Source organism: Ancylobacter sonchi, assembly GCF_018390695.1.
In the GTDB taxonomy this organism is placed as follows: Bacteria; Pseudomonadota; Alphaproteobacteria; order Rhizobiales; family Xanthobacteraceae; genus Ancylobacter; species Ancylobacter sonchi.
Genome location: NZ_JAHBGF010000020.1, coordinates 487,038 through 504,931 on the forward strand (window position 1 = coordinate 487,038; position 17,894 = coordinate 504,931).

14 protein-coding genes are annotated in these 17,894 nt (G+C 69.4%); 9 read left to right on the plus strand and 5 right to left on the minus strand.

Translation table 11 applies throughout. The annotated features are described in order from the left end of the window. The first annotated feature begins 17 nt into the window (after positions 1–17). The 9 genes from KHC28_RS12920 to KHC28_RS12960 all read left to right on the plus strand — a co-directional run bounded on the left by KHC28_RS12920 (position 18) and on the right by KHC28_RS12960 (position 10,865). A complete protein-coding gene (locus KHC28_RS12920; RefSeq protein ID WP_214008752.1) occupies positions 18–1,139 on the plus strand; it encodes an ABC transporter substrate-binding protein in 1,122 nt (373 codons plus the stop codon). 533 nt (positions 1,140–1,672) lie between these two features. Next, positions 1,673–3,700, plus strand: coding sequence for an ABC transporter permease (locus tag KHC28_RS12925; RefSeq protein ID WP_246564733.1), 2,028 nt, complete (start codon positions 1,673–1,675; stop codon positions 3,698–3,700). Beyond that, entirely contained in the window at positions 3,697–4,464 is a 768-nt protein-coding gene (locus tag KHC28_RS12930) for an ABC transporter ATP-binding protein (RefSeq protein WP_214008753.1), read from the plus strand. Before KHC28_RS12925 ends, KHC28_RS12930 begins: the two co-directional genes overlap by 4 nt. Positions 4,465–4,577: 113 nt before the next feature. After that, complete coding sequence (locus KHC28_RS12935; RefSeq protein ID WP_446680409.1) at positions 4,578–5,237, plus strand: ABC transporter ATP-binding protein; 660 nt, start codon at positions 4,578–4,580, stop codon at positions 5,235–5,237. After that, positions 5,234–6,187, plus strand: coding sequence for an arginase family protein (locus KHC28_RS12940; RefSeq protein WP_246564735.1), 954 nt, complete (start codon positions 5,234–5,236; stop codon positions 6,185–6,187). The genes KHC28_RS12935 and KHC28_RS12940 overlap by 4 nt, the downstream gene beginning before the upstream one ends. 16 nt (positions 6,188–6,203) lie before the next feature. Further along, positions 6,204–7,352: an aromatic ring-hydroxylating oxygenase subunit alpha gene (locus tag KHC28_RS12945; RefSeq protein WP_214008754.1), complete on the plus strand. Its 1,149-nt coding sequence runs from the start codon at positions 6,204–6,206 to the stop codon at positions 7,350–7,352. A gap of 42 nt (positions 7,353–7,394) precedes the next feature. Further along, positions 7,395–8,384, plus strand: coding sequence for an NAD(P)-dependent oxidoreductase (locus tag KHC28_RS12950; RefSeq protein ID WP_214008755.1), 990 nt, complete (start codon positions 7,395–7,397; stop codon positions 8,382–8,384). After that, positions 8,381–9,244, plus strand: coding sequence for an amidohydrolase family protein (locus tag KHC28_RS12955; protein ID WP_214008756.1), 864 nt, complete (start codon positions 8,381–8,383; stop codon positions 9,242–9,244). The genes KHC28_RS12950 and KHC28_RS12955 overlap by 4 nt, the downstream gene beginning before the upstream one ends. 16 nt (positions 9,245–9,260) lie before the next feature. After that, positions 9,261–10,865: a gamma-glutamyltransferase family protein gene (locus KHC28_RS12960; protein ID WP_214008757.1), complete on the plus strand. Its 1,605-nt coding sequence runs from the start codon at positions 9,261–9,263 to the stop codon at positions 10,863–10,865. A gap of 134 nt (positions 10,866–10,999) precedes the next feature. On the opposite strand, the gene KHC28_RS12965 is transcribed toward KHC28_RS12960, so the two are convergent. From KHC28_RS12965 to KHC28_RS12985, 5 genes are all read right to left on the minus strand, one after another. Continuing rightward, positions 11,000–11,560 carry a GNAT family N-acetyltransferase gene (locus tag KHC28_RS12965; protein WP_214008758.1) on the minus strand — a complete coding sequence of 187 codons (561 nt, stop codon included), beginning with the start codon at positions 11,558–11,560 and terminating at the stop codon, positions 11,000–11,002. Between the two features lie 23 nt (positions 11,561–11,583). Continuing rightward, positions 11,584–13,941, minus strand: a complete 2,358-nt coding sequence (locus tag KHC28_RS12970; RefSeq protein WP_214008759.1) for an Orn/Lys/Arg family decarboxylase — start codon at positions 13,939–13,941, stop codon at positions 11,584–11,586. Between the two features lie 162 nt (positions 13,942–14,103). Then, the gene (locus tag KHC28_RS12975) at positions 14,104–15,690 is read right to left on the minus strand and encodes a CYTH and CHAD domain-containing protein (RefSeq protein WP_214008760.1); all 1,587 of its coding nucleotides are present in this window, start codon (positions 15,688–15,690) and stop codon (positions 14,104–14,106) included. A gap of 337 nt (positions 15,691–16,027) precedes the next feature. Next, positions 16,028–16,327 (minus strand): hypothetical protein, encoded by a 300-nt coding sequence (locus tag KHC28_RS12980; RefSeq protein WP_312893179.1) that lies wholly within the window; start codon positions 16,325–16,327, stop codon positions 16,028–16,030. Between the two features lie 276 nt (positions 16,328–16,603). Further along, on the minus strand, positions 16,604–17,824 hold the full coding sequence (locus KHC28_RS12985; RefSeq protein WP_214008761.1) for a (R)-mandelonitrile lyase: 1,221 nt from the start codon (positions 17,822–17,824) through the stop codon (positions 16,604–16,606). Positions 17,825–17,894 lie beyond the last annotated feature (70 nt).

Sequence of the window (17,894 nt, forward strand, 5' to 3'; positions counted from 1 at the left end):
CCCAGAGGAGAACTCGCATGACGGTCTCGCGTATCGCCGCTGCCCTGCTCGGCATCGGCCTCCTGGCCACGCCGGGCCTTGCCCGCGCGGAGGACATCACCATCGGCTTCACCGCCGCTTTGTCCGGCGACTTCGCCGCCTTCGGCCTCAACATGCGCAAGGGTCTCGACCTTGCCGTGGCCGAGCTCAACAAGAAGGGTGGCGCCACCTACAAGATCGACGCGGTGGACGATCGCGGCGAGGCGCGCGAGGGCGTGCTGATCGCCCAGCGCTTCTGCTCCGACAAGAATGTCGACGTGGTCATGGGCTATTCGTTCTCCTCCATCGCGCTCGCCGCCATCCCGGTGTTCACCGAGTGCAAGCTGCCGGTGCTCGCCTCGGCGGTCACCAGCCCGGCGCTGTCGAATGTCAGCCCGTATTTCCGCCGCAACGTGCTCACCGACGCGGTGCAGGGCGCCATGGCCGGCACCTATGCCGCCAAGACGCTGGGCGTGAAGTCGATCTACGTGCTCAACCAGCAGGACGATTACGGCATCGGCGTCGCCAAGGCGTTCTCCGAGGCCGCCGAGAAGGGCGGCGCCAAGATCGCGGGCACCGAATCCTACCTGCTCGGCGCCAAGGATTTCCGTACCCTGCTGACCAAGGTGCGCGCCGCCAAGCCGGACGCGATCTTCATCGGCGGTTTCTACACCGAGGCGGCGAAGATCGCCGAGCAGGCCCGCGCGCTCGGCATCAAGGCGCAGCTGATCTCGACCGACGGTGCGCTCAACGTCGATCTGATGAAGCTCGGCCGCGACGCCGTCGAGGGCATGATCGTCTACGGCATGTTCGACCCGGCGGTCGCCACCCCGGCGACGGCGACTTTCCTCGCCGCCTACAAGGACGCCTACAAGGAAGACCCGAGCGCCTGGGCGGCGCTGGGCTACGACGCCGGCATGACGCTCGGCGCCGCCGCCGATCTCGCCGCCAAGGACGGCCCGGTGACGCGCGAGAGCCTCAACGCCGCCTTCGGCAAGCTGAAGGACGTGCCGGGCGTCACCGGCCCGACCACCTTCGACCCCAGCGGCGACCGCGCTGGCGCGCTGTACTTCCTGGCCGTGAAGGACGGCAAGTTCGGCCTGGCGCCGAAGCAGCCGTGAGGACGTGACCACCGAGGGCGGGCGGCAGGAGGCCTCCACTTCCAGCGGTACCCATCTGGGCAACCGTGACAGGTAAGAGGTTCCCTCTCCCGCTCCGAACTCGGCTGTTGCCGAGTTCGGTCTTCGGCAAGGTCGACATCGGCTGTTGCCGAGTTCGGTCTTCGGCAAGGTCGACATCGGCTGTTGCCGAGTTCGGTCTTCGGCAAGGTCGACATCGGCTGTTGCCGAGTTCGGTCTTCGGCAAGGTCGACATCGGCTGTATCCGATGTCGACGGAGAGGGCCGGGGTGAGGGGCCTCAGTGCTTCCCGATGTCGTCCCCCTTGCCGACCCGCTAGCGCGGGCCGTCTCTCCCTGACGGGGAGAGGAAAGCAGCCGCCCGGCGGACGCCTCCATCGTTGCCCTCCTGGGCAACGATGGAAACAAGGCAGGGAGCCTTCTCTGTGAAGCTCCCCGCCATCGACGGCGCCGGGCGTGACGCGCGGCGCCGAAGCTCCTGACGGGCAACGGCCCCCGGCGGGCAACGCGAAGAGGCATGATGGACTATTTCGGGCAGCTATTGGCGAACGGACTGGTGCTCGGGGCGATCTACGCCCTCACCGCGGTGGCGTTCACGCTGGTCTATGGCGTGGTGCGGCTGGTGAACTTCGCCTTCGGCGAGTTGTTCATGCTCGGCGCCTTCCTCACCACCTCGCTGATGCTGCCGGAAGTGCGGCTGTTTGGCACCGTGGTGCCGATGCCCGGCTTCCCGCTGCCGATCGCCGCGCTCGGCGCCATCGTCATCACCGGGGTGATCGGCGTCGTGGTCGACCGCATCGCCTACCGGCCGCTGCGCAACGCGCCCCGCCTCGCCCCGCTCATCACCTCCATCGCCGTGTCCGTGGTGCTGCAGAGCCTCGCCCAGACCATCTGGGGTGCCGAGGAGCTGCGCTTTCCGCAATTCTACCTCGCCACCCTCGAGCCGGTGGTGCTGTTCGATTCCATCTACCTGTCGGTGATGGATCTGGTGGTGATGGCCACCGCAATCGTCGCCATGCTCGGCCTGTCGCTGTTCATCGCCCGCTCCTCGCTCGGTCGCGCCATGCGCGCCAGTGCCGAGGACCAGACGGCGGCGATGCTGGTCGGCATCCCCGTCAACCGGGTGGTGGCGGCCGCCTTCGCCATCGGCTCCGGCTTCGCGGCGCTGGCCGGCCTGCTCTATGCGCAGACCTACGGCTTCGCCCATTCCAGCATGGGCTTCCTGCCCGGGCTGAAGGCGCTCACCGCCGCCGTGCTCGGCGGCATCGGCTCGGTGCCCGGCGCGGCACTGGGCGGGCTGATCCTCGGCCTCGTCGAGGCGCTGGGCGCCGGCTATCTGCCGAACGGCACCGCCTGGAAGGACGCCATCAGCTTCGTGCTGCTGGTCGGCCTGCTCTATATGCGCCCGCAGGGCCTGCTCGGCCGGCCGGAGCTCAATTCGGCCGGGCGCGGCAGCCTGCTCGGCGGGGCCTCGGCGGCGGCGGGCAGCTGGCTCGGCGGCCTGTTCGCCAAGGGTGACGCGTTGCTCGCGCGCGGCGCGGCGGCCGGCACCCCGGCGGCGTTCGGCCTGCTGGCCGTTGCGGTCGTCGTCGGGCTGATGGTGCCGTCCGACTACTGGCTGCGCATCCTCACCATGGTGGTGATCTACGGCATGCTGGCGAGCGGGCTGAACGTCATCGTCGGCTTTGCCGGCCTGCTCGACCTCGGCTTCGTCGCCTTCTGGGCGGTCGGCTCCTATCTCACCTCGATCCTGTTCGTGCTGGTGCTGAAGGACGGCTACGGCATCGCCCCGCAGGAAGTGTGGGGGCTGCTCTATCTCAACCTGCCGCTCGCCGGCCTGCTGGCCGCCGGCTTCGCGGTGCTGCTGGGCACGCCGACGCTGAAGCTGCGCGGCGACTACCTCGCCATCATGACGCTGGGCTTCGGCGAGATCGTCCGCGTGGTCGCCATCAACTGGATGGACCTGACCAACGGGCCGATGGGCATTCGCGGCATCCCGGCGCCGAACCTGTTCGGCATATCGCTCGGCTCGCCGCGCGCGCAGTTCTTCTTCGCCCTCGCTTTGGCGGTCGTCGTGGTGTTCGCGGTCGCCCGGTTGGTGCGTTCCTATGTCGGCCGCGCCTGGGTGGCGATCCGCGAGGACGAGGAGGCGGCCGAGGCGATGGGCGTGCCCACCGCGCGCTACAAGCTCTATGCCTATGCCACCAGCGGTTTCGTCGGCGGCTTCGTTGGCGTGTTCTACGCCCACTCGCAGCAATATATCAGCCCGCTGAACTTCAGCCTGTTCGAGAACATCCTGCTGCTGATGCTGGTGGTGCTCGGCGGCCTCGGCACCTTCATCGGGCCGTTCGTCGGCGCGCTGATCTGGATCGCGTTCCTGCAGCTGGCGCTCGACCTGCCCTTCGTGCAGGCCTATCCCGAGACCCGCTTCGCGCTGCTCGGCGTGGTGCTCATCGTGCTGATGGTGTTCCGCCCGCAGGGCCTCGCCGCCAGCGCCCGCGTCGGCCTCACCATGCCCGGCGCGCGGGCGAAGGAGGCCGCATGACGGCTCTCCTCGAAGCCCGGCAGGTGATCGTCCGTTTCGGCGGGCTAGAGGCCGTCGGCGGCCTCGACATGGCGGTCGCGCGCGGCGCCATCCATGGCCTCATCGGCCCCAACGGCGCCGGCAAGACCACGGTGCTGAACGTGCTCACCGGCTTCATCCGGCCGACCGCCGGGCGCCTCGTCTTCGACGGCGAGGAGATCGGCGGGCTGAACGTCAACGGCTTCGCCCGGCGCGGCCTCGCCCGCACCTTCCAGAACATTCGCCTGTTCGGCGCCATGACGGTGCTGGAGAGCGTGCTGGTGGGCGCGCATCAGCGCTTCTCCGCCTCGGCGCCGGCGCTGATCTTCGGCGCCCGCGCGGCCCGTGCCGCCGAGCGGGCGATGATCGCCCGCGCCCATGAGCTGCTCGCCTTCGTCGGGCTGGGAGCGGACGTTTCCGACCGCGTCGCCACCACCCTCTCCTATGGCCACCAGCGCCGGGTGGAGATCGCCCGCGCGCTGATGTCCTCGCCCAAGCTGCTCCTTCTCGACGAGCCGCTCGCCGGCATGAACGCGGTGGAGAAGCAGGAGATCGCCGACCTCGTCCGGCAGGTGCGGGCGCAGGGCATCGCCGTGCTGCTGATCGAGCACGACATGCAGATCGTGCGCAGCCTCTGCGATCACCTGACGGTGCTCGAATACGGAAAACTACTCGCCGACGGGGAGCCGGAGCAGGTGCTGGCCGATCCGGCGGTGCAGGCCGCCTATCTCGGCCGGACGAGGTGATCGACATGGCGGAGATCGTTCCCATCATCCACCCCACTGTACAGGCCGAGCGGCCGGTCGAGCCGCTGCTGAAGGTCTCCGGCCTGTCGGTCGCCTATGGCCGCATCCGCGCCATCGACGGGGTCGACCTCACGGTCGAGCCGGGCCGTATCGTCTCGCTGGTGGGCTCCAACGGTGCCGGCAAGACGACGACGCTGATGGCGCTGTCCGGCCTGCTGCCGCTGGCGGCGGGCAAGATCGTGTTCGCCGGCGAGGACATAACCGGGCTGGCGCCGGAGCTGCGCGTCGGGCGCGGCATCGCCCATGTACCTGAACGGCGCAGGGTTTTCGCCGGCATGAGCGTGCGGGAGAACCTGGTGCTCGGCGCCTATTCGCGCGGCGACGCCATGGAGATCGCCGGCGACATCGAGCGGCTGACCAGCCTGTTCCCCATCCTCGGCAAGCGGATGAACCAGGCGGCCGGCACGCTGTCGGGCGGCGAGCAGCAGATGCTCGCCATCGCCCGCGGGCTGATGTCCCGCCCGCAATTGCTGATCATGGACGAGCCCACCATGGGCCTCGCCCCGCAGATGATCGACCTGATCCTCGACACGGTGCTGGAGATCCGCAAGCTCGGCACCACCGTGCTGCTGGTCGAGCAGAACGCCGTCGAGGCCATCCGCCTCTCCGACCACGTCTATGTCATGCGTCTCGGCCGCGTCGTCCACGAGGACAGCGGCGCCGGCATCGATCCCGAGCGTGTGAAAGCCTTCTACATGGGAGTCGACGCATGACGGAATTCGCTGGCGCTTCAACGCCTAAGATGCGCCTCGGCACGTTTCTTGGCGTGCCGCAGGCCACGACGGCCAGCGCCGGACAGATCGCGGTGATCGGCCTGCCCTTCGATTGCGGCACCCATGCCACCCGCATCGGCTCGCGCCAGGGGCCGGCGGCGTTCCGTGCCATGTCGAGCGAGGTGCGCCCCTATTATCCTCCGCTCGCCGATGTCGATCCGCGCGCCGGCGGCAAGGTCGTCGACCTCGGCGACGTCGACGTGGTCGCCTCCGACATCGGCCCCTCGCTCGCCACCATGGAAGCGGCGGTGCTTGAGGTGGTGCAGGCGGATGCGGTGCCGCTCTGCGTCGGCGGCGACGGCACGGTGACGCTGCCGGTGCTGCGCGCGCTGGCGCGGCGCTATCCCGAGCTGGTGCTGGTGCACATCGACGCCCATACCGACGCCTATCCGGGCGAGGAGGTCAACACCGGCACCACCTTCACCCAGGCGGCGCGCGAGGGGCTGATCGACACAAAGCGCTCCTTCCACATCGGCGCGCGCGGTACCATGCCGGTGCCCGGCGCCTATGATCACACGCGCGGGCTCGGATTCCGACTGGTCAGCGGCGAGGAGGTGCGTGCGCGCGGCGCCGCCGCCATCGCCGCCGAGGTGCGCGAGGTGGTCGGCACGCGCCCGGTGCATCTGTCCTTCGACATGGATTACTTCGATCCCTCCGCCGCCCCCGGCGTCGCGACGCCCACCTGGGGCGGCCCCCCGGTGGCGGAGGTGTTCGACCTGCTGCACGGGCTCAAGGGGCTCGACCTCGTTGGGGTCGACATCAACACGCTGAGTCCGCCGCACGACGTGCAGGGCATGGCGGCCATGCTGGCCGGCCATGTGGCGGTCATCGCCCTTCATCTCGTCCAGCTCGGCCAGGCGGAGCACCGCCTGAACGCCGGGCACCGCTGAACGGAGGCACACGGTCATGAGCATCGAGACCACTCTGGTCCCCGAACCCTATGTCTGGACCGAGCCGCCGCTCGGCGACGCCAAGAGCGCGCCGACGCGCTTCTACACCGACCCCGCGGTGTTCGCGGCCGAGGTGAAGCACATCCATCTGAAGCAGTGGTTCTTCGCCGGGCGCGTCGAGGAAGTGCAGAACCCCGGCGACTACAAGGCGCTCGACAGTGTCGGCGGCCCGGTGCTGCTGGTGCGCGGCGAGGACGGCGTACTGCGCGCCTTCGCCAATGTCTGCCGGCACCGCGCCTCGATCCTGCTGGAGGGCTGCGGGCACGCCAAGAACATCATCTGCCCCTACCACGCCTGGAACTACCGGCTCGACGGCACGCTGGCCGGCGCGCCGGGCATGCGCGAGGTGCCGAAGTTCGAGAAGCCGCCGCATGGCCTGATCCCGATCCGGCTGGAGGTCTGGGAAGGCTCGATCTTCCTCAATTACGACGACGACGCCCCGAGCCTGATGACCCATCTCGGCAATATGCCCGAGCTGATCGGCAGCCATAAGCTGGGCGAGATGGTCCGCACCTGGCACATCGAGATCGAGACCCGGTGCAACTGGAAGCTGCTGCTCGAAAACGCCATGGAGACCTACCATACCGGCATCGTGCATGCCGCGACGGTGGGCGCCCAGCGCTCGGTCAGCTTCCCGACCCAGGGCGAGTGGCACGTCATCCAGGTGCAGTCGAACCGCTCCATCGCCGTGCTCGGGCAGGAGCCGCCGTTCCCGGTCATCGACGGGCTGTCGGAGCAGTCGCGCAAGGGCACCTATTTCACCGTCATCGAGCCGACCGTTCAGTTCGCCTGCGCGCAGGACTGCATGTGGTGGCTGGCGGTGCGGCCGATCAGCGTCGACCGCTCGGTGCTCTCGGTCGGCGGCTGCTTCCCCAAGGCCTATACCGAGCTGCCCGATTTCGAGGAGCGTGCCGCGCCCTATTACAAGCGCTGGGAGGCGGTGGCGCTGGAGGATGTCGGCATCCTCGAGAAGCAGCAGATCGGCCTGTCCTCCTGCCTCGCGCGGCCCGGCCCGCTCTCCTGGCGCGACGACATGGTGCTGGCGATGAACCGCTGGGTGATGGCGCACCTGCCGGCCCACATCGTCGACGGCATGGCTGATTGAGACCGCCGACTGAAACGGCCGACTGAGAATGGACAACGACTTATGCGCGTTCTGCTGACCCATAATCGCGACCTGCTCAAGCATTTCTACGGCACGCGCGCCGTGGAGGCGCTGAAGGCGCTGCCGATCGATCTCGTGATGAACGACAGCGACACGCCGCTTTTCGGCGATGCGCTGGTGAAGGCGGCCGAGGGGTGTTCGGTGGTGATCTCCGACCGCCTCGCCGCCGGGCCGCGCGAGGTGCTGGAACAGCTGACGGATGTGAAGCTGTTCACCCGCTGCGCCGTCGACATGCGTAACATCGACGTCGCCGCCGCCTCCGATGCCGGCATCCTCGTCTGCAACTGCTCGTCGGGCTATGCGGACGCGGTGGGCGAGCACGCGCTCGCCCTGATGCTCGACCTCGCCCGCAACATCACCCGCGACGCCGCGCGCTACCATGCCGGCGACGCCGGCCATCCGATGGTGTTCGGCCGGCAGATGGCCGGCGCCCATGTCGGGGTGATCGGCTACGGGTCGATCGGCCGGCGTATCGTCGAACTGGCGCTCGCCTTCAAGATGAAGGTGTCGGTCTACGATCCCTATGCGTGGATCGACAATGGCGCGGTGAACAAGGTTGGCCTTGACGAGGTATTGTCGCAGCCGGACTTCGTGGTCTGCGCCGCCTATGCGACCCCCGAGACCGAGCGCATGATGAACGCCTCGGCCTTCGCGAAGATGCGCCGCGACGCCTTCTTCATCAACATCTCGCGCGGCATCCTGGTCGACGAGGCGGCGCTGGAGGCAGCCTTGGTGTCGGGCGCCATCGCCGGCGCCGGGCTCGATGTCGGCGACGGACCCGACCAGCAGCCATCGCTGCGGCTGGCGCGGCTGCCCAATGTCGTCGCCACGCCGCATTCGGCGGCGCTGATGATCGAGCCGTCCGAGTTCCAGGCCATGGAAACCGTCGAGCAGGTCAAGGCGGTGCTGGCCGGCCGCCTGCCGATCCACGCCAAGAACCCCGACCGCGTGCCGGGATGGCTGGCCCGATGAGCGCGCTCATTCCCACGCAGCATCCCGGCTTTCGCCCGCCGCCCGGCGCCTGCGACTGCCACATGCACATTTACGGGCCGGCGGACGTCTATCCGCCGGCGCCGAACTCCCCGTTCCCGCCGGTCGCCGGCGGCGACATCGCCGCCTATCTCAAGCTGAGGGAGGTGCTCGGCCTCACCCGCGCCGTGGTGGTGCAGCCCTCCGTGTACGGCTTCGACAACCGGGCGACGCTGCATGCCATGGCGGTGCTCGGCGAGGACGCGCGCGGCGTCGCCGTCGTGCCGCCCGATGTCAGCGAGCGCGAGCTCGACTGGCTGACGCAGCAGGGCGTGCGCGGCATCCGCTTCTTCATGATCGGCGGCGGCCTCTTGGGCTGGGACGATCTGGAGACGCTGGCGGCGAAGACCGCCGCTTTCGGTTGGCATGTGCAGTTGCAGATGGACGGCAGGCTGCTGCACGAGGTCGAGGCCCGCCTCGCCCGACTGCCGGGCCGGCTGGTCATCGACCATAACGGCAAGTTCCTCGAGCCGGTCGGTCTCGATCATCCCGGATTTGTCGCGCTGCGCCGCCTGCTCGACAACGGCCGCACATGGGTCAAGACCTCCGGCGTCTACGAGACCTCGCGCATCGGCACGCCCGATTATCCGGACGTCGCCGCGCTCGCCCGCGCGCTGATCGCCCACGCACCGGAGCGCTGCGTGTTCGCGACCAACTGGCCGCATCCCTCGAAGCCGGGCAATCCGCCGGACGACGCCCGTCTGGTCGACCTGTTCCGCGAGTGGTGCGGCAGCGACGCCGTGGCCGGTCGGATCATGGTCGACAACGCGGCGGAACTGTACGATTTTCCGTCTCCTATCTGAACAGGGTGTTCGTCACGTGATCTCGACCCGCCGCGCCGACTTCTTCGGCCCCTCCCGCCCGACCGTGTTCGCACGCGATGCCGCCATCGCCACGTCGCACCCGCTTGCCACGGCGGCGGGGCTGGAGATTCTCCAGGCGGGCGGCAACGCCATGGACGCGGCGCTGGCCGCGGTGGCGACGCAATGCGTGGTCGAGCCGGCGATGACCGGCATCGGCGGCGACTGCTTCGTGCTCTACGCGCCGAAGGGCAAGCCGACCGTGGCGATGAACGGCAGCGGCCGCGCCCCGGCGGCGGCGAGCGTCGAGGCGCTGAAGGCCGCCGGCCTCACCGATGAGATCCCGCGTACCAGCGCCCATGCCGTCACCGTTCCCGGCGCCGTCTCGGCCTGGACGAAGCTGCATGCCGACTATGGCAGCCTGCCGCTCGACCGGCTGTTCGCGCGCGCCGTCGACTATGCCGAGAACGGCTATCCGATCGCCCAGCGCGTCGCCTTCGACTGGCTGGACGAGGCGCCGCTGCTGGCGCAGGACGAGAATGCCAGCGCCTTCTTCCTGCCCGGCGGCAAGCCGCTGCTGGCCGGCCAGCGCCATGCCCAGCCGCTGCTCGGCCGGCGCCTGCGCGACATCGCCGGCCGGGGCGCGGCCGCCTTCTACGAGGGCGAGACCGCCGAGTCGCTGGTGCGCTATCTCAAGGGGCTCGGCGGGCTGCACACGCTCGAGGATTTCGCGGCGATGACGGACGGCGCGTTCTACACGACGCCGATCTCCACCGACTATCGCGGCCTCACCATCGAGGAATGCCCGCCCAACGGGCAGGGCCTCGCCGCGCTGATGCTGCTCAACATCCTGCGGGAATTCGACCTCGGCGAGGGACTGTCGCTCGCCGACCGGGTCCATCTGCATGCCGAGGCGACCAAGCTCGTCTATCACAACCGCGACGCGCTGCTGGGCGATCCCTCGGCGATGACCGTGGCGGTGGAAACGCTGCTGGCGCCGGAGACCGCCCGGCGCCTCGCCGCCCATATCGACATGGGCCGCGCGCAGCCGCCGGTCTACTGGGACGAGCCGGAGCATGCCGACACGGTCTATCTCTGCGCCGTCGACCGCGACGGCAACATGGTGTCGTTCATCAACTCGATCTTCCACGCCTTCGGCTCGACGCGGATCGATCCGGCGACCGGCGTGCTCTTGCATTCGCGCGGCAGCTCGTTCCGGCTGATCGAGGGCCACCCCAACGCCATCGCGCCCGGCAAGCGGCCGATGCACACCATCATTCCCGGCCTGCTGCGCCGGGAGGGCGAGGCGGTCGGCGTGTTCGGCGTCATGGGCGGCCAGTACCAGGCCGCCGGCCAGGCGGCGCTGATCTCCGGCCTGCTCGATCGCGGGCTCGATCCGCAGGTCGCCATCGACGCGCCGCGCTCCTTCGCCTTCAATGGCGAGCTGGAGCTGGAGCCGACCTATCCGGAAGCGGTGCTGGCCGACCTCGCCGGGCGCGGCCACCGCGTCAAGGCCGCCATCGAGCCGATCGGCGGCGCCCAGCTGATCGTCCGCGGTGGCGAGAGCGACCTGCTGCTCGCGGCGTCCGATCCCCGCAAGGACGGTTGCGCCCTAGGCATCTGATCCGGGGTCGCGTCGCCTGAGGCCCGGCCGGCAGCGCTCCGGCCGGGAGGCGGTCGTCTCGACCCCAATCGGCCGGCCGCCCGGCTAGAGTCCTTTCCGATCAGGTGGAAGCACCGGATCGATAGGAACATGCTCTAGCGGGTGGAAAGCGGCAGCGGCGGCGGGGGAGCGGTCGTGCCGGAGCCGAGCGAGCGCTGCACCATCACGCTGTCCGCCCAGCGGTCGTAGCGATAGGCGACGCCCGGCAGCAGGCCGACGCGCGCGAAGTCGAACCGGGCATGCAGCTTCAGCGAGGCGGTGTTGTCGGCGTCGATATAGCCGATCATCTGCCGGAAGCCCGCCGCCGCGCAGGCGTCGATCAGCGCCCGCAGCAGCTGGCTGCCGATGCCCTCGCCGACATGCTGGTGATGCACATAGATCGAGTGCTTGACCGTGTAGCGATAGGCCGGTCGCTTGCGGAACAGCACCACATAGGCATAGCCCACCACCTCGTCGCCCCGGACGGCGGCGAGATGGGGAAAGCGCCGGTTCTTCAGGTTCTTGCGCCGCTCGCGCAGATCGTCCGGCTGCGGCGTGTCGCCCTCGTCCACCCCTTCCTCGATGCCGCGCCGGATGTGGCGGCGATAGATGGCCAGCATGGCGTCGACATCCGCATCCCGGGTCGGGCGGACGAGGACGGCGGTCTCCTGCTCCATGAACGATTCCGAATCCTCTGGGCCTATTCGGCGACTACGTAAGTATGCAGCCGCACGCGGCCGGATGCATCCGTCTCGCGGTAGACCCCCTGGATCTCCACCTCGAAGCCGGGAAACGTGTTGAAGCAGGCCTCGAACATCTTGAGATAGTCGATCATCGGCTGGGCGCGCTCGGTCAGGCGCTCGCCGGGCACGATGGTGGCGATGCCCGGCGGATAGACCACGAAGGGCGTCGTGGCGATGCGGCCGGCGAGAGAATCGATCGGCAGGTAGTCGACGTCGTTACGCACCAGCCGGCGCATCGCCTCATGCGGGGAAAGCGCGATCTGCGGCAGGTGGGCGGCCGAGAACTGCATCGCCTGCAGGGCGCTGACATTGGCGGCGCGGAAGAAGCGGTGCATCTCCCCGCACAGGTCGCGCAGCCGCACCCCGGCATAGCGGGCGGGCCGGCGGCGGAAGAATTCCGGGATCGCCTCCTCCAGCAGCACATTGTCGTCGTGCAGCTTCTTGAAGGCGACCAGCCCGCTGATCAGCGTGCTCGCCTTGCTGGCCTCGACGCCGGGCGTCAGCAGGAACAGCAGCGAGTTCAGGTCGTTCTTCTCGGCGACGATGCGGTTCTCGCGCAGATATTGCGCCACCACCGGCGCCGGGATGCCGTGCTCGGCATAGCTGCCGGTGGCGCGGTCGAAGCCGGGGGTGAGCAGGGTCAGCTTGTTGGGGTCGGTCATGGCGAAGCCCGGCTCCATGCCGGGAAAGCCGTGCCAGGCCGCGCCGGGCGCCAGCTGCCAGAAGGCGGGATCGGTGGCGAGCAGGTCGGTGGCGACGCTCTCCCACGGCACCTCATGCACGGCGCCGGGGCGCGAGGCATCCGGGATGGCGACGCGGTTGGGCACGAAGGGCTCGAAGAACCACCGCCGCTCGGGACGCTGCTCCTTCTCCTCGAACTCGCGGCGCACGGCGCGGATCTTCTTGCGCAGCTCGATGCCCAGCCGGATCGTGTCGTCCCACAGCACTTCGCCCGAGCGGCCCTTCATCATCTGCGCGCCGACGTCGAGCGAGGCGAACAGCGGGTAGAAGGGCGAGGTGGAGGCGTGCTGCATGAAGCTCTCGTTGAAGCGCCGGTGCTCCACCCGCCGCTTCTGGCCGCTGATGTGGCGGTCCTTCATGTGGATCTGCGAGGCCTGCGAGAAGCTCGCCAGCTGCTTGTGCGTCGACTGGGTGGCGATGATGCCCGGCGCCTCGGGCCCGAGCCCGGAGAGCCCCATGGCGAAGCGGCCGGCATAGAGCGGGTGGAACTTCATGAAGCCCGCCCAGGCCTCGTCGAACAGGATGTAGTCGCAGAGGTGGCCGATCCGCGCGAGGATCATCTCGGCATTGTGGATGGTGCCGTCATAGGTGCACTGCTCCACCACCGCGACGCGGAACGGGCGCGGCTTCTGCCACAGCTCGGGATCCTTCACCAGCGGATGGGTGCGGATCTGCTCGCGCAGGGCGGCCTCGTCCAGCGCGGCGACGTCCATCGGGCCGATCAGCCCATGGGCGTTGCGCGCGGTCGGCACATAGACAGGGATGCCGCCGGAGATCATCAGCGCGCCGTGATGGGCGGCCTTGTGGTTGTTGCGGTCGAACAGCACCAGGTCGCCATCGGTGACCAGCGCGGCGAGCGCCACCTTGTTGGAGGTGGAGGTGCCGTTGAGCACGAAATAGGTCTTCTCGGCGCCGAAGATCTTCGCCGCCTCCTTCTGCGCCGCCAGCGCCGGGCCCTCATGGGTCAGGAGGTCGCCGAGGTCGAGCACCGAATTGTCGAGGTCGTCGCGGAACACCGCCTCGCCCAGATGTTCCATGAACACCCGGCCGATCGGGCTGCGCGAATAGAACACGCCGCCATTATGGCCGGGACAGGTCCAGAGCTGGTTGCCTTCCTCGGCATAGTCCACCAGCGCGCCGAAGAACGGCGTCTTCAGCGTCTCGGCATATTGCTTGAGCCGGCTGATCAGGTTCTTGGCGATGAAGGCGGGGGTCTCTTCGGCGAGGAAGACATAGCCGTCGATGAAGTCGAGCACCTCGACCGGCACGTCCTCGAAGCGCTTGCGGCGGATCAGCAGGATGATCGGGAAGTCGAGCCCGCGCCGGCGCATCAGGTTGATGAGGGCGGCGGTCTTGCCCTCCAGCCCCTTCTTGCCCCAGTCCACCATCATGCAGCCGATGGCGGCATCGGTCTGCACGGCGACCTCGGCTTCCTCCAGGTTGCGCGCCCGCACCACCTCGAAGCCGGAACGCTCGATCTCGGCGACGATCTGGTTGTAGCGGGCTCCTTCGAGGTCGTCCGCGTCGAAGGCGGGCGTCGCGAACAGGAAGTTGAAGCGCTTGAAATAGTCCATGCGGCACCCGGCTCCGATCCGACAGTACCGCGAGATGTCCCATTCACCCCGTGACAAGATCGTGACGGCGCGTGGGTGCCGGAGCCCGGCATCGGCCGGGCCGGGTATCCGCACGGCCGGGCGTTCGCCGCCGGCATCCGGAGAGGGGATAACCCCCGCCGGTCAGGACCAGAAGGGTCTGGCGTCGGCGAAGAGCTGCCAGGTCTGCCGCAGCACGCTGGTCATTTCGATGCGGTCGCGCCCCTGCCAGCCGGTGACCGCGCCGATGGCCCGGTGGACCTGCGGGCTCGACGTGCTCGCCTCGATCTCGCGCAGCAGCGATTGGGTTGTGGTGACGTCGTTGTCGATCCCGAGGACGTCCTGCAGCCGGGCCATCCGCTTCAGATATTTCTGGGCGATCTCGTCCTCGTCGAACAGCGGCAGGAAGAATTCGGCGGCGTAGCGCAGCTTCTTGAGGGTCAGCCGCAATTCGTGGCGGGCTTCCGGCTCCAGCCGGCGCAGATGCTGCCCCTGCTTCGTCGCCTTGCGGTTGAGGCGGCCGAGCGCCCGGCCGGCGAAGTGCTGCGCCGGCTGGGTCAGCACCGCCAGCGCGTCGATGCCGATGTCGTTGCGCCAGCTGCGCCGCTCGATCACCCGGCCGAGCGACAGCAGGAAATGGGTGCAGTCCGGGCTGAGCAGCGCCGCCCGCGCCGTCGCGTAGCCGGCCTCCCGCAGCGGGACGGTCGCCGTGCGGATGTCGGCGAAGTCGATGCCGGGCAGTGCCGCGCCTTCGATATCGGCGATGGTCGATATCTGGAAGACGTCCCAGTTGCGCGCCGGTCCCAGCGCCGAGGCCAGCATGCGGGCGCCGACGACCAGGCTCTGCAGCGCCGAGGCGGGGATTTCCCGCCCGAACACCGAGATCGCCGTCCGCAGGCGCCGGAGCGCGACCCGCAGCTGATGCACGCCTTCCGTCTCCTGCCCCAGCTCGGCCGCCACCAGATTGGCGATGATGTGCCGCTGGCAGGCCATCAGGGTCTTGGCGATCACCTCGTCGGCGATGTCGGTCGGCGCGACGCCGGAGGCGGGAGCCTTCGCGGCGCGGGGCCGCGTGCCGAAGGCGAGCGCATAGCCGCGTTCCGCCTTGCTCTGGGTACCGACGCGAAAGGTGCCGTGCTCCAGCAGCGACAAGGCGAGTTCGTAGAGCGCCCCGGCCTCGCCCGACTTCAGCTCCAGCTCGATCTCGCAGACCGGCTCGGTTCGCTCGCCGGCGATCAGCTCGCCCTCGTCGAAGGCGATCTCGATGACCGCGCCGCCGAACGGCACCGTCTTGGTGTGGCGGCGGATGCGGGTGGTGAAGACGGAGACGAGGTCGGCGGCCTGCAGCGTCTCGAACGGCGCGCCGAGATCGATGAGCGGCAGCGCGTCGAGCTGCGGCGCCATGTCCGGCACCGTCGCCTCCAGCTCCGGCCGCTGCAGCGGGTTCGCCTGCGACGCCAGCTTCAGCGTCTGCACATGCTGCTTGCCGCTGCGCCGGACGCGGAACGAGCCGCCCCCGGCGGCGATCGCGGCGTCGGCCGTGTCGTAATAGGTGGCCTCCAGCCGCCGCACGATGCCCTTGGACGTCGCATGGCGGAGGATGACGGGAGCCTCGACGAGCCGCGCAAGAGTGGCCGGATCGGTCAGCAGCTTGAGCTCGACCTCGCGATTTTCCGGCGCGGAGGCCTTGCCGTCCTCGTTCTGCTGCATCGTCGTACCGGTATCCGGCATGTACCAACTTCCTCGTCCTGCCCGGTGCCGCCGCTTTCCCCAAGGGCAGATACGGGCCACCAATCTACGCTCCGTCCCAGCGATAGGCGTTCGGACTGTCATAAAAAAGTAGCAAAAGACCCGCAATGCACGGAAAGATCTACATTTCGTCGGATAAATAGAACGTCTCGACGATACTCCGGGCGGCGGAAAACGCACCTGTGACTGGTGCCGGATACCGGAAAATCTACACAGCCGGCTATGTAAACTTCGCCTGGGTTGCCTTCCGGCGGTCAGGTTCATGCGCCCGGACATGGGGCGGCCTCGGCCGACAGCCAAGCCTGCGCGGGCGGTGGCGTCAATCCCGGCGGGTCGCCCGGATGCCGCGCCAGCCGAGATGCAGCAGCGCGACGGCGCCCCACACGAGCAGCAGCAGGCCGCCGGCCGGCAAGGTGGCGAGCGTGAGCCAGCCGAGCACGCCCATGGTATAGAGCAACTCGCCGACATCGCGGCCACCGATGAGGCAGGGATGGACGCTGCCCTCGTCGAGGGCGCAGCCGGCCAGGTCGGCAACCAGGCCGGCAAGCAGGGCGCAGGCGAGGGGAGCCAGCGCGAGGGTCACGATACCGAGCAGGGACAGCACGTAGAGCCGGGCCACCCGGCGTCGGCGGGCGGGGCGAGGCTCCACTACCGGCGGAGGGGTTGTCTCCGGGTCACCGGGCGAAGGTTCCATCGCGTCCCGACCCCTGCGATCTGCTGGCCGGGACGAGACTAGCGCGGAACGGGCCTCCACGGGACGGGAATCGGTGGTGGGGTCGTTTCCGCTCCCGTTACGGCACGCGGAAGGATGGCCTGCGGGCCACGTCCGGCCACTCACGGCGCGGACGCGGCCTCGGGCAGGGGAGCGTCGGCAGGGCGGCGCTCCCCTGCCGCGTCACTGCGGCGAGCCTGTGCGATACGCCGCGTCGGGCACAAGCTCCATCCAGGTCACCACGCTGCCGTCGAGCGCCTCGGCGATGGCGAAATGCGTCATCGGTTGGTCGGCGGTCGCGCCGTGCCAGTGGCGCACATTCGGCGGGATCCAGACGACGTCGCCGGGGCCGACCTCCTCGCGCGGGCTGCCCTCCTTCTGCACCCAGCCGCGACCGGAGACGATGAACAGCGTCTGGCCGAGCGGATGGGTGTGCCACGCCGTGCGGGCGCCGGCGGCGAAGGACACCGTCGCCCCGCCGATGCGGGCGGGCGCGTCGCCGCGATAGGGGCCGGAGACCCGCACCTCGCCGCTGAAGCGGTCGGCAGGGCCGGGAGTGCCCGTCTCCGGGGCGGCGCGGACGATCCGCAGCTCGGTATTGGCTGGGGCGGCGGCGGGTTGGCCGGCGGCCGGCTGCGCGTTCGCCTCGCGGCTGGCGAACACCCGTTCGAGCACCGGCACCGCCGACATCGCCCGCGGCCATCCGGCGTAGAAGCCGAGATGCGTCGGCACCTCGGCCGCCTCGGTGCGGGTCAGGCCGTTATCCATGGCGCGGTTGGCGTGGAAGGGAAGCTGCTCGGGCTGGCCGATGGCGATCAGCGCCGCCATGGTGACGAGGCTGCGATCGCGGGCCGCCAGTTCCGGCCGGCGCCAGAGATCGCCGAACAGCACGCGGTTGGTCAGCTCGGCGAGCGCCGGCGCGGTCGGCGCCACGCCGTTGTTCACCGCCGCCGTCCGTGCCGCCTCGGCGGCGGGCTCCAGGGTGAGCGGAGCGGCCGTGCTGTCCGTCACCGGGCCGATGCCGCGCTCGTCGAACACCTTCTTCACCTCGGCGACGGCGGAGATCGCATTCGGCCAGCCGGAATAGAAGGCCAGCTGGGTGATCGTCTCGCCGATCTCGCCGGGCTTCACCCCGTTGTCGAGCGCCCGCCGGACGTGCCCGCCGATCTGCGCCGTCTTGCCGGTGGAGATCAGCGTGGCGACGGTGATCAGGCTGCGGTCGCGCGGCGCGAGCTCCGTGCGCAGCCAGACATCGCCGAACAGCACGTCGTCGGTGAAATGGCCGAGGCCGGGCGCGACGTCGTACACCGCCGGCGGCGCGACGCGGCTGCGCTTGGTCTCTTCGGCTTCCGCGCCGGTGGCGGCGAGCGCCGAGAGCACGATCCCGGCGGCGATCTTCTTCATGGATGGTATCTCCTTGGCCGAGACCGGCGACAGCCCGGCGGTTCGCCGGCCGGGATACCGGCGGCGTTGA

Bases quoted from the DNA above. Each gene is read 5' to 3' on its own strand.
- KHC28_RS12970 (WP_214008759.1), bottom strand. From the start codon at position 13,941: ATGGACTATTTCAAGCGCTTCAACTTCCTGTTCGCGACGCCCGCCTTC.
- KHC28_RS12925 (WP_246564733.1), top strand. From the start codon at position 1,673: ATGATGGACTATTTCGGGCAGCTATTGGCGAACGGACTGGTGCTCGGG.
- KHC28_RS12920 (WP_214008752.1), top strand. From the start codon at position 18: ATGACGGTCTCGCGTATCGCCGCTGCCCTGCTCGGCATCGGCCTCCTG.
- KHC28_RS12945 (WP_214008754.1), top strand. From the start codon at position 6,204: ATGAGCATCGAGACCACTCTGGTCCCCGAACCCTATGTCTGGACCGAG.
- KHC28_RS12985 (WP_214008761.1), bottom strand. From the start codon at position 17,824: ATGAAGAAGATCGCCGCCGGGATCGTGCTCTCGGCGCTCGCCGCCACC.
- KHC28_RS12975 (WP_214008760.1), bottom strand. From the start codon at position 15,690: ATGCCGGATACCGGTACGACGATGCAGCAGAACGAGGACGGCAAGGCC.
- KHC28_RS12950 (WP_214008755.1), top strand. From the start codon at position 7,395: ATGCGCGTTCTGCTGACCCATAATCGCGACCTGCTCAAGCATTTCTAC.
- KHC28_RS12965 (WP_214008758.1), bottom strand. From the start codon at position 11,560: ATGGAGCAGGAGACCGCCGTCCTCGTCCGCCCGACCCGGGATGCGGAT.
- KHC28_RS12940 (WP_246564735.1), top strand. From the start codon at position 5,234: ATGACGGAATTCGCTGGCGCTTCAACGCCTAAGATGCGCCTCGGCACG.
- KHC28_RS12930 (WP_214008753.1), top strand. From the start codon at position 3,697: ATGACGGCTCTCCTCGAAGCCCGGCAGGTGATCGTCCGTTTCGGCGGG.
- KHC28_RS12955 (WP_214008756.1), top strand. From the start codon at position 8,381: ATGAGCGCGCTCATTCCCACGCAGCATCCCGGCTTTCGCCCGCCGCCC.